The sequence below is a fragment of the Robertmurraya sp. GLU-23 genome (genome assembly GCF_052983275.1).
In genome coordinates this window covers 205,443-224,159 of record NZ_JBRKCV010000006.1, presented here as the reverse complement: position 1 = coordinate 224,159, position 18,717 = coordinate 205,443, and the positions used below count along the sequence as shown (strand labels likewise).

The following is an 18,717-nucleotide window of genomic DNA, read 5'->3' as shown; positions in this document are numbered from 1 at the left end:
CTATAGAATTCAATAAAACGAACAATCTTAACAATAAATTTTCATTAACTTCATGAAAACCCTTTTATTAAGTCTTTGTAAGTATTAGGGTATCGGTCTAGAGACTGTTCTTAGTCATGAACAAATTATGTTATGATTCTTCTTGTGATTATTATTAGTTTTTACCATGAGAGGGGAAATTTTACAATGTCTATTTTTACAAGGTGGGCCTTTCGTAACAAAGCTGCTGTATCCATTCTTACGATCTTGGTCCTCGGTTTAGGGATCCTAAGCTACACAACATTACCTATGGAATTCTTTCCTGCAGCTGACCAGCCACAAGTTTCAGTTGTTGTGCTCGGTCAAGGAACAGACTCTGACACAATGGAAAAGCAAGTGACGAATCCAATGGAAACGGTACTTGAAGGAGTAAAAGGAAAAACAAATATCTTTTCTACTACAGGAGACGGATATTCAAAGCTTGATATCTATTACGACTCCAAAACCAATATGAAGGATGCGAAGCTAGAGGTACAGGATGCACTAAGCACACTTACCCTACCGCCAAACGTGTCAAAACCAAATATCATTCAACTAAATACGAATATGATTCCGATCTCACAGATTTCAATCACGTTTGAAGACGGATTAACGGCTGAAAATGTAGAATTTGCTAAAAAAGAAATTGTTCCAGTTTTAAAGGATATTGACGGTATTGCTAATATACAAACTATGGGCGAAGCGAATTCCTATGTATCTGTGAAAATAGATAACGCAAAACTTGCACAAACACAGATCCCATTTCAAACCATCATGACTTTGTTACAAGGACAGAATTCTTCAATGGCTGTCGGTGAGCAAACAATAGATGGTAAATCCAGTAATATTAAAGTGATAGGCAGTATCGATAGTCTCGATGAACTAAAAAATCTACAAGTATCTCCAGGGGTTAGTTTAAAGGATATCGCAACGGTTGATAAACAGGAACCTAATGATACATTGAATCACATTAATGGGGAAGATGGTCTTTTCCTAATAGTGACAAAGGATAGTGCATCTAATGCCGTATCTATCAGTAAAGAGCTTGATGAATCAATCAAGGAACTGAACGAGAAGTTTAGCCAATCAGAGACAACAGTGGTTTTAGACTTAACGGATATGGTTGAAAACTCTGTTCACACCATGATGAAGGAAGTGTTACTTGGAGCATTGTTTGCAACGATTGTTATTATGCTTTTCCTAAGGAACATTCGCTCGACTTTTATTACCATTGTGTCTATCCCATTGTCCCTAGCCTTTACCTTATTCCTCCTTTCACGCTCAGGAATAACACTTAATGTTCTAACTCTAGGGGGAGTGGCAGTAGCAGTTGGTCGTTTAGTAGACGATAGTATCGTAGTTATTGAAAATATTTTCCGCAAAATGCAAAAGGAAAAATTCTCAGTACCTTTAGTAATAGAGGCAACAAAAGAAGTAGGAACTGCCATCACATCATCAACCTTAACAACCGTGGCAGTATTTCTACCCATCGGTCTTGTAAGTGGGTCACTTCAGGATATTATGCTACCATTTGCATTAACGATTACCTATTCCCTGCTCGCTTCATTAGTCGTAGCCTTAACGGTTGTCCCACTCATGAGCGCTGGACTTTTGAAAAATACAAAGCTACCTGAACATAAGCCATCGGTGAAATTCATTAGGTTTGTCACGTGGTCACTCAATCATAAATGGGCAGTCCTTCTCCTAGCACTATTTGTTTTTGCAGGCTCGATTGTGACCTACGTAACGCTTCCGAAAGGTGCCATTGATAACTCTAGCTCCGACTTCATTGTGGCCAATTTAACGTACCCGAATAATACCCCTATTGAAGAGGTAAAGGAAGGCTCCCTTAAACTGGAGGAGTTCATTCTTAAACAAGAAGAGGTTGAACACAATTTTACTCAAATGGGGAATTCAGCTGAAGCTGCTCAATACGGGGATGTAAAATCACCAACAGCAACAAGCTTTTCTATTATTCTTAAAGATAAAAACGATACAGATCACATGATCAAACTGATTGAAGGGGAAAAAGACAATTATAGCGATGCCGAGCTTACGGTTTCAGCTAGTTCAATGATGTCTGGCTCATCTTCCCAAATCACGATCGATGTGATGGGTGATTCCTTAGATAATCTAGAAGAAACAGCTTTAAAAGTGAAGGATGAAATTTCGGGAATTGATGGTGTTGAAAAAGTTTCCACTAATTTCGAAGAAAAGAAAACCGTCTTTTCACTTGAAGTGGACTCTAGTAAAGTAAACTCTGAACAAACCGCTCAAAACTTAGCAGCCATGCTGAATGCTATGCCAATTGGAATGATACAACTAGAAGAACAAGACACAACTGTATTACTGGAACCCATGCTATCTCCAGTTACAACTGATGAGATTAACAATATCCCTGTTATGACTCAAACGGGTTTAGTCCCTGTTTCTGAGGTTGCTTCGATTACGAAAAATGAAGAATCAACGAGTGTCTTCCATAAAAATGGGGACCAATATGTTCGAGTAACAGCAAATATTGATTCTGCACGCATTTCAGACATCTCAAAAGAAATGAATGAAGCTATATTTGGTGTTCAGGGAGATGGTGGAATCAATCTACCTGATGATGTAGAGGTTTTTGTTGGAGGAGCTAGTGTTCAACAAGCGAATGACTTCTCTGATTTATTTATGACCATGATTGTTTCCATCGGAGCTGTTTTCTTAATCATGGTGATTACATTCAAAACAGTAAGAGCTCCTATCGCTATACTATTCTCCCTTCCACTTGCAGCGATTGGTGCAGTGCTTGGATTAGTGATTAGCCGCATTCCTGTTGATGTTACGGCTCTCTTGGGTGCCCTTATGCTGATTGGTATCGTCGTCACGAATGCGATTGTATTGTTAGACCGTATTAAACAAAACGAACAAAAAATGATTATTCGAGAAGCAATTGTGGAAGCAACTGCAACGAGAATGCGACCGATTTTAATGACTGCTATTGCAACCATTTGTGCCATGCTCCCACTTCTGTTTAAAAAAGCAGAAACAGGTGCCCTTGTGTCACAGAGCTTAGCTGTTGTTGTTATTGGTGGATTAGCAGCAGCAACCCTACTGACTCTTGTGGTCATACCGGTGATTTATGAGCTTTTACATTTTAAAAAGTCTAAGAAACAACGAACTCAATTAGCAAACGAACAAAGTATGGAAGTATAAAAACAAAGCCAGTCACCGTACTTGTGACTGGCTCTTTCCTTATTGCTGACCTTTTTGCTTAGACGAATCTTTTTCAAACAAAACAAGCAAAGCGGGTAATAAAATTCCTCGAATTAAGAAGGTGTCTAATAAAATCCCGACCGCAACAATAAAGCCAAATACAAATAATAATTGAATCGGTTGAGTCATTAACACCGCAAAGGTAGCAGCTAAAATGATTCCTGCCGAAGAGATAACACCACCAGTATTGGCTACCGCAATTTCAACGGCTTTCTTAACAGGGTGAATTTTTCTTTCTTCCATAAACCTTGAAATAAGAATGATATTATAATCAATTCCTAACGCTACTAAAAAGACAAAAGAGTAGAGTGGCACTCGGTTACTAACTGTATCAATATCAAAAAATAGGTTTGTCAGGAACATGCCTAATCCAACAGCTGCTAGAAAGGATAATAAAATGGTCCCCATCATATATAAAGGTAACTTGAACGACTTTGTCATTACAATAAGCATAGCAAAGATGAGAATGGACTCTAACAGAACAATTACAATGAGATCTCTGTTATTCGTTGCTCGATCATCAATTCGATTGGCTGTTTCTCCAGCGAAGTAAAGCTCACCCTCAAGACCTGCATCCTTTACAATTTGCTGCGAATGGTCTCTCGTTTTCTCCAATGCATCCATCGTTTCACTATCATATGGACTTTCTGTATAAGTAAGCGTAAATTGAACAACTTTTTGGTCTTCTGTTACACCACTTGGACGAACACTACTTACAAGGGGTTGTTTTTGCAGCTCTTTCATGATTGCGTTCTGTTGCTCCATCGTGACTTCTTCAGAAGCTTCTAACAGAACAGTCGTTGGAGCTAAATCTCCCTTTTCAAACTTTTCTACTAAAATTTCATACCCTATCCTAGATGGCATATCCTCTGGAAAGCTCTTCATCGTATCAAACTCGTACTTCAGATTGAACATATTTAAAGCCGATACCGTTAAAATAATCCCAATTGCTACAGTTGAAACAACTGGCTTCTTCACTACACTTCGACCGATTTTACTCCAGAAAGAATTTGTTTTAACAGATTCCTCCCCCACTTTAGGAATCTTAGGCCAGAACGATTTTCTTCCGAATAGTGTAAAAAGGGCGGGAACTAATGTAACAGAAGCAATCATGATAATTAGCATTGCCGTTGCAAAAATTGGGGCGAAATTTCGGTAATCCCCAAATTCCGCGAAGAACAATACCAACATTGCCGCAAGCACTGTACCACCAGAGAAGAAAACTGGTAATCCCGTCTCCCTCATTGCTTCTTTCATGGCTTCATGTTTACTATCGTACGTTTTTAATTCCTCTCGATAGCGAGAGAAGACAAATAATGAGTAATCAATGACTGCTGCAAATAATAAAATCGTCATGATCGAAAATGTTTGGTTATTAATTAGTAAACCCGCTTTCCCCATTAGACCAAGCACTTGATTCACCACTTCATAGACAAATGCGGCAGCAAGAAGTGGAATGAAAGCCAGCAGAGGTGAACGGTAGATGACTATTAACAATACAAGGATAAGGCCTACAGTTGATAAAAGGAGCACAACATCTGCTCGCGAGAACAAATCAAGAGCGTCTACAGCAATACCAGCAGGTCCTGTTATCGTTAACGTTAAATCCGTAGATTCCTCAGCAATCTCTATCATCTTTTCTTGTGAGGCCCGCATCTCTTTCGCTTCAAAGTCAGCCTCAAAAGTAACCGGCAGGATAACAGTGCTTTTATCTTCCGAAAAGAAGCTTTCAGTGGCTTGTGGGGGCAAAGTAGTTATTGGAACGATTTCCTTAACTCCCTCTACCTTTTCAACATCCTTGATAAACGCCTCTAATTCAGATACATTCACTGCTTTATCGTCGCTTGATTGAAAAACAAGAATTGCCGGAATTCCGTCATTGTCTTTAAAATATTGATCAAGTTTATTTTGAGCAATAACTGACTTTGCATCACTAGGCAATGAAGTAATATTGGATGATTCGTATTCTTTCGCACTCGGTGCAAGTATGGCAAGAAGGACTGTTACTATGACCCAAACACCTAACGTAACCCATGTTCCTTTTCTAGTAGAAACTTGGTCAGTAATTCTCTTGAGAATGGATTTCATGCTTTTCTCCCCTTAGTTAACATTTATAGTGACACAAGTGTCACTATGAATAAAAATAAAAAACACAATTGCCACCCTTATTATCAAACGTAAGTGACAGTTGTGTCAATTATGAATGTGCAAACATTCCTTTACTAATGATTTCCTTTATCGAATCCACCCAAACCGACTTTGGTAAACCAAAATGATTAGGAATGGTGATGGATTGAAATATCAATCCGAGCATGACACTATCTGGAATATGTTCCTTAAGTTTGCCTTCCCTTTTCCCAAATGAAATAAAGTTTTGCAGATAGCGATACATTTCTAGAGGAAGCTTTTCTAACTGTTCTTTTCTTTCTTTTGCTTTTTCATTTGAACTAGATCCCATTTGTTGGACAACCGTAATAAGTTGATGAACTTCTGCTTTATCAAAAATAAGCTTCATTAAGAAATCAAACTGGGCTTCAAAGTCTCCCTGATTTTCTACTTGAGCTAATTCTCCAATAAATAACTGCATCTCATACAGCATAAAATCCGTAATTAACTCATCTTTGTTTACGTAATATTTATATAAGGCTCCTCTTGAAACATCCAGTTGCTCTGCTAACAGGCCAAAGTGGAATCCTTCATATCCATGTTGAAGAAGCATTTTCTTTACCAACTGAAACAGTTCTTCATTAGAAAATTTCCGTTCACGTGCCATAAGCTTTCACCTCTTCACTAATTATAATGAAACCTTATGGTGGAAAAAAGGATTTCTTTCTTTGTGGACAGTTTACGAGGCATCGATAACCACAAATTAAAACTTATTTATCTCAGGGTCATTTTTATCATTTTTAAATATCTCACTGTTTTCATCTTCCTCAGAAAATGGAGCAAAGCCTGGAGGTGTTTCCGAAAGTTCACCATCCTCTTCCCCTTCACCTGACTGAATAAAAGGGATAAGGTCTTGAATCAAATTTGAGCCTTGAGCAATAAACTGCTTCCCTTTATTCATCACATCATCAGGAGAATGTCCAAGAAAAACAACCATGACTAACCCGATGACAACAAATGGAAGTACTATTCGAAATACCGATCGAACGATTGAAACGATTATAAATATAAAGACTACACCCATGATAAAAGTCACTAATTGATTATTGGAATGGAAAAGCTCTTGCAGAAACTCGATCATAAAGACACCTCTTTGGAGAATATACTACTATCTTTATGAACGAATGAAATTGGTTTTAAACATTAGTCAATTTTTTAGTATAAAACATATGATGCTATTGTCTTTATGTAAATCCCAATCTACAAGAATGTCCTCAACCGGCCGGCTAAAAATTTCTTCAAAATGTCCATTATGATGCAAAAATGATTTTTCTAATTCATCTTTTGTAACAATCAGGGTTTGCTCATACCCTTTTTCAATTAATGATTTTTCAATTTCAACCAAAATCCCTTCTCTTCTTACCAAATATACTTTAGGCGTAATAGCAAATGCTTCAGTCTTTTCCGGTTTCTTCTGGACGATCATGCTTATTCGATTTACCTCATTAATTAAATCTTTAAGGATTGGTGTTTCTTCACTTGTTATAACCACCCCTTTTACATTACTCTCAAATTCAATCGTGATCATACCGGTATTTTGTTTATAATTCCAATCGTGATAGCTTGACTTTACATCATCCTCAAAATCAACTTCGAGTATTCCCTTCAATTGATTCAAAATTTTCCCCATAACTATTGTACGAGACATATCTATATTGTCTATATTTCCATTTTCAAGTAAAACGGTTTCCATAGGAGAAAGAAACCCTCTTATGTATAAAACAAGAAACGGACCGTTTGCAAAGGCAAAACAAGAATCAGGACCACGCCCAAAATTTTTTCGTAACATCTTGCTGGTTAAACTACTTATGTTCATGAGTTTTTCATGAAGGGGTGCAGTAGACATATCCGTAAACCTCACTTTCATATTTAGCTCTTAAATTGTTTAGGTAGAATTAGGTTGCCCAGAGCTTTTTTATTTTATCTTTTCACTTAAAACAAAAAAAGAAGCGGATACTAGTTTCCACTTCTTTCTTTGTAATAGTTAATATATTCTACCAAAAATAAAAATTAGATAATTTTTATTCTCCACATAATCCCACATCATAAAAATATCTTCAATGGAGCGATTCAATGCTTCTTCAATTATGTTCTTATGTGTCATATAACCATTTTTAACGTTTCTAGCTTGGGTAAGCAACAGGTCCATTTGTCCTCTTTCATAAATGAAGTTTTCAAGTGGTAGCAACACCCCTTTTGCTTCAACCGCATAGCTATTAGTAGGGGAAGAGAAGGTCCGCAAAGCGACTGGGGTTTTATGGAAATGAGTACCGATTTTTCGAATTACTTTGTACACTCCATCATTACCCTTTTCCTCTGTTTTTATATCAAAGTTTCCAGAATTAGAAACGAGAAGCAGCATTCCTGAATTCGTATCATAATTCCAATCTTGATAAAATGAATGAAATGGTACCCCTAATAACCTAAACGATTCTTGTAAAAGCTCGTCGGAAAGTGATTGAATGACAGAGGTTCGAAACTCTGTAATTAAATTATTTTGGTGATCATTATAAAGAATTTCTTCAGCAGGTGTCATAAAATTCCGTATATACACGTATAGCTTATTCCCCTTAAAAACAGTGAAACAGGTTTCTGGTCCTTTCCCAAATCCTCTTTTAAGAAGCTTGCTATATGTACTACTGAGTGTATGCAAATCATCTTGCGTAGCCAGCATTCAAATCCCCCTTACATAAATAAAAAGGCCTAACTTCTCAGGAAAAAGAAGTTAGGCCACGGTTAAGACGACTATATAATAGTTTCTACCATTTACCAATCAACAGATATAGTGATATAAAATAAACAAAATTGTTATGTATAAATAATTGCTTAAAAACTAATGACTGCAAGACATTAGACAAAGAGTATCATATCATTTCTCACATCAGTTAACAAGATTAAATTTGAAATTCTATATATCCATTCTAGACTTAAATTGGACTTTAATACATGTTCCTTTGGAGTCACTCTTAATGCGAATGGAACCTTTATGCTCCTTTATTATCTGTTGACTGACAAGCATCCCTAATCCAGTTCCATTCTCTTTGGTAGTAAAAAAAAGCTCTCCTACCCGATCAAGAACTTCTTTCGGCATACCACATCCTTCATCTACAATTGACACCTCGATGCTCATGTCAGTTAATATTCTACCTTCGATGGTAATAGTTCCGCCATCTTGCATTGCCTCTATAGAGTTTTTTATAAAATTAATAAATACCTGTTTTAATTGATTGTTGTCACCTAAAAGGCAGGCATGATCAAAATAAAAATTTCTCTGTAGCTGAATATTGTTTAACAGTGCTTGTGGTTCCATGAGGGTCAGTACTTGATCAAGTAGTAACTGAATATTCACCTTTTCATACTTTTGCTTATTTGGCTTTGCTAGAACCATCAACTCTCTTAGAATCAGTTCTATTCTTTCGATCTCAGAATTAATCACTCCATAATAAATTTCATTTCCTTCATGTTCATCCTTTAATAGCTGAAGAAATCCCTTAATAGCTGTTATAGGATTACGAATCTCATGGGCAATGCCAGCTGCTAAGTGACCAGCAGTTGCACGTTTTTCTGACAATTGAGTTAATTGGTCGATAACATCGTTACTATCTTTATAGTTGATCGACTGATCGAAAATGATATATGATCCTATCCAATGATCATTCAAGTAAATCGGCATGAGAGTGACCTTTACATCATTAGTCTTATTGCCCTTCCCCCTTACCCTTGATTCAAAGGTCATACGTTTCCCCTGTAATTTACCTTCATAAAAAGAGTGACCTTCATTTAATACCTCTGTATCGAATAGGTCTTTTAATCCTAGCCGCTGCAATTGATTGGTTGAATAACCAAAAAGTTCTTCACAAGGCTGGCTGGCATATTCAATATTTCCTAAAGAGCAGATGACCAAAAAGGTATCCTTGCTCTTTGAGAGGATAGAAAAGCCTTTATTTATATTGATATCTATGAATTCCTTCAATAGAATGCTTTTAGTTTCATCTCCAATTTTAGCCATTGGGCAGGATACTCTCCTTTCGTGTATATTTATTTGTAAACCACATATAAAAAGCCACCATAAACAATAGGAGAGATTCCTATTGCTTATGGTGGCTATAAAATCTAGCGTAATTATCTAGAGTCCGTTAACCTACATTATTATTTTCCTGCATGTATCATTCAATAGATCAAGGCGTTAATCCCTGTATCCAACATAAATACTATACTATTCTCTTCCATTTTACAATTTGTTTTCAGTTTTTTCTTAAAGTTATTCAGTCTGTTAATAAATTCCTTTCATCAATCATCTCTCGAAGGATTTTAATAAATTGTTCAAAATCCATATCCATCACATTCTCTGAACCATACTGTCTCACGCTAACCGAATGTTTTTCCTGTTCACGATCACCTACTACTAACACATAAGGAATCTTTTTCAATTGCGCTTCTCTTATTTTATAGCCTAGCTTTTCATCGCGAAGATCAACCTCTACTCGAACTTCATCTTTTTTTAGTAGCTGTTTTAATTTCATCGCATATTCTCTGTGCACATCATTCGAAACGGGGATCACCTTGACTTGAACTGGCGCTAACCATGCAGGAAAGGCTCCGCCAAAATGCTCAATTAATATACCTAGGAAGCGGTCAATCGAACCAAATACAGCTCGGTGAATAACAACAGGTCGGACCTTTTTGTTTTGTTCATCAATATAGGATAGATCAAACTTTTCCGGCATTTGAAAATCGAGCTGAACTGTTGCACACTGATGGCTCCTTTTTAAAGAATCCTTTATGTGGATATCAATCTTAGGCCCATAAAATGCACCGTCCCCTTCATTAACTTGAAAAGGCAGATCAAGTTTATTTAAAACATTTTTTAAAGACCTTTCTGCTCGTTCCCATAACGCCTCTTCCCCCATGTAATCTTCCGGTCTTGTTGATAACTCAATGCTATAATCAAATCCAAATACTTTATATACATAGTCAATTAGTTGTAGAGCAGAAGAAATTTCATTTTCTATTTGCTCGGGTGTTACAAAGATATGTGCATCATCTTGGCAAAAGCTTCTTACTCGTAACAGCCCATTTAGTGCACCACTAAATTCGTGCCGGTGCACTTGACCAAACTCTGCCATTCGAATCGGAAGGTCTCGATACGAACGAAGTTTATCCTTAAATATCAGCATATGTCCAGGACAATTCATCGGCTTTAAAGCAAAGCTTTGTTCATCCACTTCTGAGAAATACATATTGTCTTTATAGTGATCCCAATGACCAGATTGCTCCCATAATCGTTGATTCATCATAATAGGAGTTCGAACCTCTTTATAGTCAAAAGAATTTTGAATCTTCCTTAAAAATGTTTCCAGTTCATTTCGAATCAATTGTCCATTTGTTAAATAAAATGGCATTCCAGGTGCCTCTTCGGAAAACATGAACAGTTCAAGCTCACTTCCTAGCTTCCGATGATTTCGCTTAGCAGCCTCTTCTAAAAAATGGAAATATCCCTCGAGATCCTCCTTTGAAGTGAAAGCAACTCCGTACACCCTTTGTAACATTTTATTCTTGCTATCCCCTCGAAAGTATGCTCCTGATACATGAGTTAATTTAAACTCTCTTACATATCCAGTGGACGGTACATGCGGTCCTCGACATAAATCATAGAACTCACCTTGGCGATATACAGTTATTTTTTCTTCAGATGGAATGGCGTCAAGCAATTCAAGCTTATAAGGGTCTTTTGCAAAAACTTGCTTCGCTTTCTCTCTTGACCACTCTTCCCTTTCAATAGATAGATTTTCAGCAACGATTTTTTTCATTTCTTTTTCAATTTTTCCTAAGTCTTTTACTGTAATGCTTTCTGGGACATCCACATCATAGTAAAATCCATTTTCAATCACTGGACCGATAGATAAATGCACATGACTGTACAACCGTTTAATGGCTTGAGCTAACACATGGGCAGTTGAGTGTCTCATAATCTTAATACCCTCTTCTGAATTTCTTTCAAGCAATTGAACACTTGCATTGTGATGGATTCCTCTTTTCAGATCAAACATTATTCCGTTCACCATTCCTGCAATCACTTTCTTGCGCAAACTTGGACTTATTCCCTGAGCGATTTCCTCTAAAGTTACACCTGCTTGATATCTTTTTATGCTTCCATCAGGGAATTGAATATTTACTTCCATTGTTGTGGCCTCCTTTATAAATAAAAAAACACACCTGTCCCTCTAACAAGGGACGAGTGTGTTTGTCTCGTGGTTCCACCCAACTTCCCACCTCTAAAATTAAGAGAGATGGCTTCGTTTTGCTGTATCGTAGCAGCTACGGTATTGATTACTGTATTTCACCAATACTGCTCCAAGGTGGTAAATGCGACAGCTGCGTTAGGAAGATTCCAGCCTTGTCTTCCCTCTCTGTTAACCGTTCAGTCTCACTCATGTCCTTTTCATTGCATGAATTATTTATTTAAAAAGCAAAAAAACACACCTATCCCTCTAACAAGGGACGAGTGTGTTTATCTCGTGGTTCCACCCAACTTCCCATCTCTTAAAAAGAGAGATGGCTTCATTATGCTGTATCGTAGCAGCTACGGTATTGAATACTATGACTTCACCAATACAGCTCCAAGGCGGTAAATGCGACAGCTGCGTTAGGAAGATTCCAGCCTTTGTCTTCCCTCTCTGTTAACCGTACAGTAGCATTCATGTCCTTTTCATCGCAAAAAGAATTGTAATTAATTAGATAATATATAGAATAATTCCCCTTTCGTCAACACTTTTTAACATATTTTCTCAATCAATTGGAAAAATAATGTCAAATCAAACATTTCCACTTGTAGGGAGACAGCTATGCACTTACTATTGATTACCCTAGTATTCTTGCTTGCCTATCGGTTCGGCAATTGGCGAGAATGGATGAAATACAATCACACCATTTTTTATGTGATCACAAGTAATTTACTATATAACTTCTTTTGTCATGATAAATTGCTGTGGGAATATAAGCCGGATTTCTTCCTGATGTCACACACCATTATTGATCTTTTATATACGTTTATTACTTTGCCTGCGATTACACTTTTGTACTTATCATTCTATCCATTTGCAAAGCCATTGTTTAGACAAATCTGGTATATTGGCCAATGGGTTATCTCTTCCATGGCAATCGAATATATTTTCTATAAATTTGACAGACTCCTTTTACATAACAATTATTACTATTGGATGGATCTCCTCTTTTATTCGGTCATGTATAGCATGATTCGATTACATTATTCACGCCCAATTTTAACCTATTTGTTATCGACGGGTATTATTAGCTTTATGTTGTGGTATTTTCAAATTCCACTCAAATAATCACCTTTACTCTGGTAATTTTATCTCCTTTTCAAAATCTTTAAGGATTTTTTAAGGTTTCCTCGTAATAATGATCTCATAACTATGTTTTCATACTGAGGAGGTAAAAGGTTTGAAGAAATGGATGTTTATTGGAGTTGTTGTGATTCTGTTAGCTGGAGGGGGCTTTTGGTTTTATAAAAGCAACCAAACCGTTGCTACGGCGGAAGCACAAGTCATGACTTCAACCGTACAAAGAGGAAATATTGAGGTACAAGTTAGTGGTTCTGGCACCGTTGCTTCCATTAATAGCAGCGACGTAACTGCAGCCTCTGTTGGAGAGGTGGATGAGGTTCTTGTTAGTGAAAATGATGTCGTCGAAGAAGGAACGGAGTTAGTTACTTTTACGGATGGAAGCGATCCGATTACTGCCCCACATGCCGGAACGGTTACCACTCTTGATGTGCAAGCTGGAGACAACCTACAGAACGGACATGTTGTTGCACATGTGACCGATTATGTAACTCTTCAAACGGTGATCACGGTAGATGAGTTAGATATCGCAAGTATTAAAGCAGGACAAGTAGCAAAGATCACCGCAAGTGCCTATCCTGATGAGACATTTACCGGTACGGTTACAAAGGTGTCTAAAGAAGGAACTTCTACAAATGGCGTTTCAAGCTTTGAGGTTACAGTCCAGTTTGATGATCCAAAAGATCTTTTAATTGGAATGTCAACGGAAGTAACGATCACAACTGAAAGCAAACAAAATGTTCTTTATGTTCCGATTGAAGCTGTAAAAATTAATGGTAATGAAAAATTTGTAACGATTCAAGAGTCTGAGACAAGTGAAAGTGAAGAAGCTGTCACTACCCAACAAGTTGTCGAAACCGGTATTAATGATGACCAAAATATTGAGATTGTTTCCGGACTTGAGGAAGGTCAAATTATCCAATTATCTATCACCATTTCTTCGGGCAGTGACTCAGCTACCGATCGAGGGGCAATGAGAGACTTCTCTGGAACTGGCGGAGCAAGCGGCTTCCCAAGTGATGGTGGAATGGGCACACCTCCTACTGATAGAGCAGGAAGAGGCGGCGAGTAATATGAATAAACCAATCATTGAAATCAATCAAATGTCCAAATCATACGAACTAGGCGGCGAAACGGTCAAAGCATTACAAGAGGTCTCCCTTCAAATTAATGAAGGGGACTTCCTTTCTATCATCGGCCCATCTGGTTCAGGAAAATCTACCTTTATGAATATGATCGGTTGCTTAGATAAACCAGATTCAGGTGAATATTTGCTTGATGGAAAAAAGGTGAATATCATGAAGGATCATGAGCTTGCAGCCATAAGAAATGTCAAAATCGGGTTTATTTTTCAGAATTTTAATTTATTAAATAAATTAACGGCTCTTGAAAATGTCGAACTCCCTCTTGTATATCGAGGATTAAGTGTAAAGGAGCGTAGAGAAAAAGCCATTAATAGTCTAGAAAGAGTGGGCCTAGGTGAACGAATCCATCATATGCCAACACAGCTTTCAGGCGGGCAGCAGCAAAGGGTTGCCATAGCAAGAGCCTTAGCAGGAGATCCTCCTGTACTTCTTGCAGACGAGCCTACAGGTGCACTTGACAGCAAAACTAGTAAAGAGTTATTAGAGATGTTAAAAGAGTTAAACAAACGCGGACAGACGATTGTCATAATCACCCATGACTTAGAGGTTGCAAAGGAAACCAATCGCATCGTTCGAATTCACGATGGACAGCTTTACGAAAATGGAGGTGATTGGTTTGAACCTAGTCGAATCTATCAAAATGGCACTCAAGAGTATCAAGAGCAATAAAATCCGAGCCATCTTAACAATGTTAGGAATTATTATAGGAGTTGCCTCAGTTATCACTCTTGTCGGAGTCGGACAAGGCTCCTCACAGTCTGTTACGGATGAAATCGGAAGCTTGGGGACGAACCTGATTACCTTGAGTGTGAATGATACGGAATCTGTCCAATTGAAGGACGATCAAATTCTAGAATTCCAGGAATTGAACGGTATTTCAGAGGTGGCCCCTGTTGTTACCGGGCGTATAAATGCAAAAAATCAGGAAAACACTTCACAAGTATCCATAACTGGTACCACCTCTTCTTACTTATCCGTTAGAAATTTAACACTTAGTCAAGGTCGTTTCATTACCGATATGGATGATGAACTTCGACAGAAGGTGGTCGTACTTGGATCAACAACTGCCGAAACCTTATTTCCATATGAAAACGCAGTTGGACAGAGTGTACAAATTGAAGGTGTATCCTTCCAAGTAGTGGGAGTTCTTGAGTCTGTTGGTACCTCTCTCGGTACAAGTGGGGATAATGTTATGATTGCCCCCCTTTCAACCACCCAGAGAATAACACAGAGTACAGCAATTGGAACTGTCTACTTTCAAGCAGAGAGTGAAGATTATGTGAATCGCGCCATGTTCCAGGTACAAGGTGTGATGACAACCCTTTTCCCGAATTCAAGCGACTATTATTCTGTATCAAGCCAAGAGGATTTAATGGAGACGATGACCTCTGTTTCCGATACAATGACCCTTATGCTTGGTGGCATAGCAAGCATCTCCTTGCTTGTAGGCGGAATCGGAATTATGAACATCATGCTTGTTTCCGTTTCTGAGCGAACGAAAGAAATTGGAATACGAAAGGCCATTGGTGCCAATCGTAAATCGATATTATTGCAATTCTTAATAGAGGCCGTTGTTTTAAGTACACTCGGAGGTTTGTTCGGTGTTGTAATTGGATTAGGAGTTTCAAAACTAATGGAGTTATTCTCTAGTATCACCATTTCTTACTCCCCATCCGTTACATTACTTGCTTTCCTATTTTCCTTATTAATTGGCGTTGTTTTTGGAGTGTTCCCTGCTAACAAAGCATCAAAACTAAATCCGATTCAAGCGCTTCGCCAGGAATAACTTATCACTGGTCATGTTGATCATGGCCAGATGATATTTTAAGAAAAACTACGAAATGAGGTGCAATATGCTTATAAAAAAAGGGCTAAACGTAGCGATTGTTGGATCCTTGATTACCTTTGCCACTTTTTCTTCTTCCCCTATTCATCACGCTAGTGCGGAGGAAAACATAACAACTGAAAGCACAACACAATTATCAGCACTCGAAATACTCGAGTTTGAGCTTGATCAGACGTTTTCGAATGATGTTACCACATACACAGCAACTGTATCAAATGATATAAATAGCATGAGTTTGCTTCTGGACACTGAAATCGATGGCACAATTTTAACGGTTAATGGAGAGGAAGTTACAAGTAAAGAGCAGTTGATCTATTCACTTAATACAGGTGAAAATATTTTTACCATAACGCTCACAAATGGTAGTGAAGTAACTACATATACACTAACCATTTTTCGAGCATTAAATGAAAATAGCAATCTATCTAATCTTACTCTTTCTAGTGGAAGTCTAGATTTTTCACCTTCTATCACAAGTTATTCAGTTGCTGTAGAAAATTCCATAAGTTCAATAACTATAAAACCTGAAACCTCAGTCGACACATCCACTGTTAATGTGGAAGGGATTGCTGTGAATCAACAAAAAGGCCATACCATAGAACTTCCAGTAGGTAAAACCACCGTGTCATTCGTTATCACAGCAGAAAATGGTACTCAGTCTACGTATACTGTTACGATCACAAGAGCGGCAATGGAAAACAGCCCTACTGATACGAATATAACCGACAATACAAAAACCAGTACCAGTCAAACAACAACAACTAAGGAGCAACCGACTGTTACCAATCTTATTTCAACTGCACAAACCGGGTCTGGATCTAGTCGTACATCTTCAACTGTTCAGGGGGTTTCATCAAGCAGTACAGGTGCACAAGCTGAAACTCCAACTACTGCTAATTTATCAGCATTAACGGTTTCATCAGGGACTTGGAATAAAACCTTTGATTCAGATACCTACACATATCATATTGCTGTAGGTACAGACATAACTAGTGTTACGATAGCGGCTACAGCTGATGAAAGTGATGCTGAGGTTGAAATCGAAGGAAGTACGAGTACGACAGTGACTCTACCGGATCAAGCAAAAACTGCGATCTCCGTTTCCGTTACAAACGAAGATGACCGTAAAACATATGTATTAGTTTTTGATAAAGACATCGAAGAAGTTGAAACTACTGAAACCTCTAATACTGATGAAACTACCGAAGCTTCTGTATCGAGTACCACCAATTCTTCAGGTACTCAGTCAAACGTGTCAGGAAATCAACGAGGACAAAATAGGCAAGCAATGCAAACGTCTGATCAATCATCAGACAGTACGGGGTCATTTTGGGACTGGGTAAAATCGTTATTTAATTTTTAATTTTAGGAGAGTGTACTAAATTATGCAAATATCTTCCATTGCATTAGGTTCTACAGCATATAATTCTACGAATCAATCAAGCACTTCTATTTCAGCATTAGAAAAGCAAAAGCAACAACTTCAAAACCAAATGGAAAAAGTAAAAGCATCTAAAGAAGACGAGGACAAAAAGCAAAAAGAGGTACAACAGCTTGAAAAACAAATCCAGCAAATCGAAACAGAAATTCAAAGATTACAAGGAACTAATTCTAACTCTAATGCTCAACAAACATCTTCTGCTAGAAAGCCACTAGAGGATACAGTTGAGATCAGCGAGGAAGCACGGTTATTAAGTCAAGGGCTGTAGTTCATAAGCTATTCGGACTGGATTTCTAAGAAATTACCTTGGGGGGTCCGAATCCAGTGGCTATTCGGACTGGAGTTCTATGAAATTACCTTGGGGGGTCCGAATTCAGTGGCTATTCGGACTGGATTTCCATGATATTACCTAGCGGGGTCCGAATCCAGTGGCTATTCGGACTGGACTTCCATGATATTACCTTGGGATGTCCGAATCCAGTGGCTATTCGGACTGGACTTCCATGATATTACCTTGGAGGGTCCGAATCCAGCAGCTATTCGGACTGGACTTCCATGATATTACCTAGCGGGGTCCGAATCCAGTGGCTATTCGGACTGGACTTCCATGATATTACCTAGCGGGGTCCGAATCCAGAGGCTATTCGGACTGGACTTCCATGATATTACCTTGGAGGGTCCGAATCCAGCAGCTATTCGGACTGGACTTCCATGATATTACCTTGGGATGTCCGAATCCAGTGGCTATTCGGACTGGACTTCCATGATTTTACCTCGGGATGTCCGAATCCAGCAGCTATTCGGACTGGATTTCCATGATTTTGCCTTGGAATGTCCGAATCCAGTGGCTATTCGGACTGGACTTCCATGATATTACCTTGGGATGTCCGAATCCAGTGGCTATTCGGACTGGACTTCCATGATTTTACCTCGGGATGTCCGAATCCAGCAGCTATTCGGACTGGATTTCCATGATTTTACCTTGGGATGTCCGAATTCAGTGGCTATTCGGACTGATTTCCATGATATTACCTTGGGATGTCCGAATCCAACGGCTATTCGGACTGGACTTCCATGATTTTACCTTGGGGGGTCCGAATCCAGTGGCTATTCAACTGGACTTCCATGATATTACCTAGCGGGGTCCGAATCCAGTGGCTATTCGGACTGGAGTTCTATGATATTACCTTGGGATGTCCGAATCCAGTGGCTATTCGGACTGGACTTCCATGATATTACCTTGGAGGGTCCGAATCCAGCAGCTATTCGGACTGGACTTCCATGATATTACCTAGCGGGGTCCGAATCCAGTGGCTATTCGGACTGGACTTGATGAAATTTACCTTTGGAAACCGCACCCGATGCTTTAAGTTTAAGTGGTTTAATGCATTTACAATGATTCTATTTGAAATTAATATTGAAAACATATTTTAACTGTACAAACAAGTATTATCATTGTTAATAAGTATGTCCTTTCGAATG

At 38.3% G+C, this 18,717-nt stretch carries 14 protein-coding genes; 7 read left to right on the top strand and 7 right to left on the bottom strand.

The genetic code is table 11. From position 1 onward, the window contains the following. The first annotated feature begins 186 nt into the window (after nt 1–186). Nucleotides 187–3,213 carry an efflux RND transporter permease subunit gene (locus ACVBAX_RS12605; protein WP_447117338.1) on the top strand — a complete coding sequence of 1,009 codons (3,027 nt, stop codon included), beginning with the start codon at nt 187–189 and terminating at the stop codon, nt 3,211–3,213. Nucleotides 3,214–3,252: 39 nt separating this feature from the next. On the opposite strand, the gene ACVBAX_RS12600 is transcribed toward ACVBAX_RS12605, so the two are convergent. The 7 genes from ACVBAX_RS12600 to thrS form a co-directional block, all read right to left on the bottom strand. Continuing rightward, entirely contained in the window at nt 3,253–5,361 is a 2,109-nt protein-coding gene (locus ACVBAX_RS12600) for an MMPL family transporter (protein ID WP_447117337.1), read from the bottom strand. A 109-nt stretch (nt 5,362–5,470) separates the two neighbouring features. Next, entirely contained in the window at nt 5,471–6,046 is a 576-nt protein-coding gene (locus tag ACVBAX_RS12595) for a TetR/AcrR family transcriptional regulator (protein WP_447117336.1), read from the bottom strand. A gap of 96 nt (nt 6,047–6,142) precedes the next feature. Next, nucleotides 6,143–6,520, bottom strand: coding sequence for a hypothetical protein (locus ACVBAX_RS12590; protein WP_447117335.1), 378 nt, complete (start codon nt 6,518–6,520; stop codon nt 6,143–6,145). 66 nt (nt 6,521–6,586) lie between these two features. Further along, on the bottom strand, nt 6,587–7,306 hold the full coding sequence (locus tag ACVBAX_RS12585; RefSeq protein ID WP_447117334.1) for a Na-translocating system protein MpsC family protein: 720 nt from the start codon (nt 7,304–7,306) through the stop codon (nt 6,587–6,589). A 117-nt stretch (nt 7,307–7,423) separates the two neighbouring features. After that, nucleotides 7,424–8,113, bottom strand: coding sequence for a Na-translocating system protein MpsC family protein (locus ACVBAX_RS12580; protein ID WP_447117333.1), 690 nt, complete (start codon nt 8,111–8,113; stop codon nt 7,424–7,426). A 234-nt stretch (nt 8,114–8,347) separates the two neighbouring features. After that, nucleotides 8,348–9,448, bottom strand: a complete 1,101-nt coding sequence (locus ACVBAX_RS12575; RefSeq protein ID WP_447117332.1) for an ATP-binding protein — start codon at nt 9,446–9,448, stop codon at nt 8,348–8,350. A gap of 256 nt (nt 9,449–9,704) precedes the next feature. Further along, on the bottom strand, nt 9,705–11,621 hold the full coding sequence (gene thrS, locus ACVBAX_RS12570) for a threonine--tRNA ligase (RefSeq protein WP_447117331.1): 1,917 nt from the start codon (nt 11,619–11,621) through the stop codon (nt 9,705–9,707). 663 nt (nt 11,622–12,284) lie between these two features. Between thrS and ACVBAX_RS12565 the strand changes: the two genes are divergently transcribed. From ACVBAX_RS12565 to ACVBAX_RS12540, 6 genes are all read left to right on the top strand, one after another. Then, on the top strand, nt 12,285–12,791 hold the full coding sequence (locus ACVBAX_RS12565) for a CBO0543 family protein (RefSeq protein WP_447117330.1): 507 nt from the start codon (nt 12,285–12,287) through the stop codon (nt 12,789–12,791). Nucleotides 12,792–12,903: 112 nt separating this feature from the next. Next, entirely contained in the window at nt 12,904–13,875 is a 972-nt protein-coding gene (locus tag ACVBAX_RS12560) for an efflux RND transporter periplasmic adaptor subunit (protein ID WP_447117329.1), read from the top strand. Between the two features lies 1 nt (nt 13,876). After that, on the top strand, nt 13,877–14,617 hold the full coding sequence (locus tag ACVBAX_RS12555) for an ABC transporter ATP-binding protein (protein WP_447117328.1): 741 nt from the start codon (nt 13,877–13,879) through the stop codon (nt 14,615–14,617). Next, nucleotides 14,565–15,734 (top strand): ABC transporter permease, encoded by a 1,170-nt coding sequence (locus ACVBAX_RS12550; protein WP_447117327.1) that lies wholly within the window; start codon nt 14,565–14,567, stop codon nt 15,732–15,734. The genes ACVBAX_RS12555 and ACVBAX_RS12550 overlap by 53 nt, the downstream gene beginning before the upstream one ends. A 67-nt stretch (nt 15,735–15,801) precedes the next feature. Continuing rightward, nucleotides 15,802–17,157 (top strand): cadherin-like beta sandwich domain-containing protein, encoded by a 1,356-nt coding sequence (locus ACVBAX_RS12545; protein WP_447117326.1) that lies wholly within the window; start codon nt 15,802–15,804, stop codon nt 17,155–17,157. A gap of 22 nt (nt 17,158–17,179) precedes the next feature. Beyond that, nucleotides 17,180–17,503, top strand: a complete 324-nt coding sequence (locus ACVBAX_RS12540; protein ID WP_447117325.1) for a FlxA-like family protein — start codon at nt 17,180–17,182, stop codon at nt 17,501–17,503. The last annotated feature ends 1,214 nt before the right edge of the window (nt 17,504–18,717 follow it).

Bases quoted from the DNA above. Each gene is read 5' to 3' on its own strand.
- ACVBAX_RS12605 (WP_447117338.1), top strand. From the start codon at position 187: ATGTCTATTTTTACAAGGTGGGCCTTTCGTAACAAAGCTGCTGTATCC.
- ACVBAX_RS12600 (WP_447117337.1), bottom strand. From the start codon at position 5,361: ATGAAATCCATTCTCAAGAGAATTACTGACCAAGTTTCTACTAGAAAA.
- ACVBAX_RS12595 (WP_447117336.1), bottom strand. From the start codon at position 6,046: ATGGCACGTGAACGGAAATTTTCTAATGAAGAACTGTTTCAGTTGGTA.
- ACVBAX_RS12590 (WP_447117335.1), bottom strand. From the start codon at position 6,520: ATGATCGAGTTTCTGCAAGAGCTTTTCCATTCCAATAATCAATTAGTG.
- ACVBAX_RS12585 (WP_447117334.1), bottom strand. From the start codon at position 7,306: ATGAAAGTGAGGTTTACGGATATGTCTACTGCACCCCTTCATGAAAAA.
- ACVBAX_RS12580 (WP_447117333.1), bottom strand. From the start codon at position 8,113: ATGCTGGCTACGCAAGATGATTTGCATACACTCAGTAGTACATATAGC.
- ACVBAX_RS12575 (WP_447117332.1), bottom strand. From the start codon at position 9,448: ATGGCTAAAATTGGAGATGAAACTAAAAGCATTCTATTGAAGGAATTC.
- thrS (WP_447117331.1), bottom strand. From the start codon at position 11,621: ATGGAAGTAAATATTCAATTCCCTGATGGAAGCATAAAAAGATATCAA.
- ACVBAX_RS12565 (WP_447117330.1), top strand. From the start codon at position 12,285: ATGCACTTACTATTGATTACCCTAGTATTCTTGCTTGCCTATCGGTTC.
- ACVBAX_RS12555 (WP_447117328.1), top strand. From the start codon at position 13,877: ATGAATAAACCAATCATTGAAATCAATCAAATGTCCAAATCATACGAA.
- ACVBAX_RS12545 (WP_447117326.1), top strand. From the start codon at position 15,802: ATGCTTATAAAAAAAGGGCTAAACGTAGCGATTGTTGGATCCTTGATT.
- ACVBAX_RS12540 (WP_447117325.1), top strand. From the start codon at position 17,180: ATGCAAATATCTTCCATTGCATTAGGTTCTACAGCATATAATTCTACG.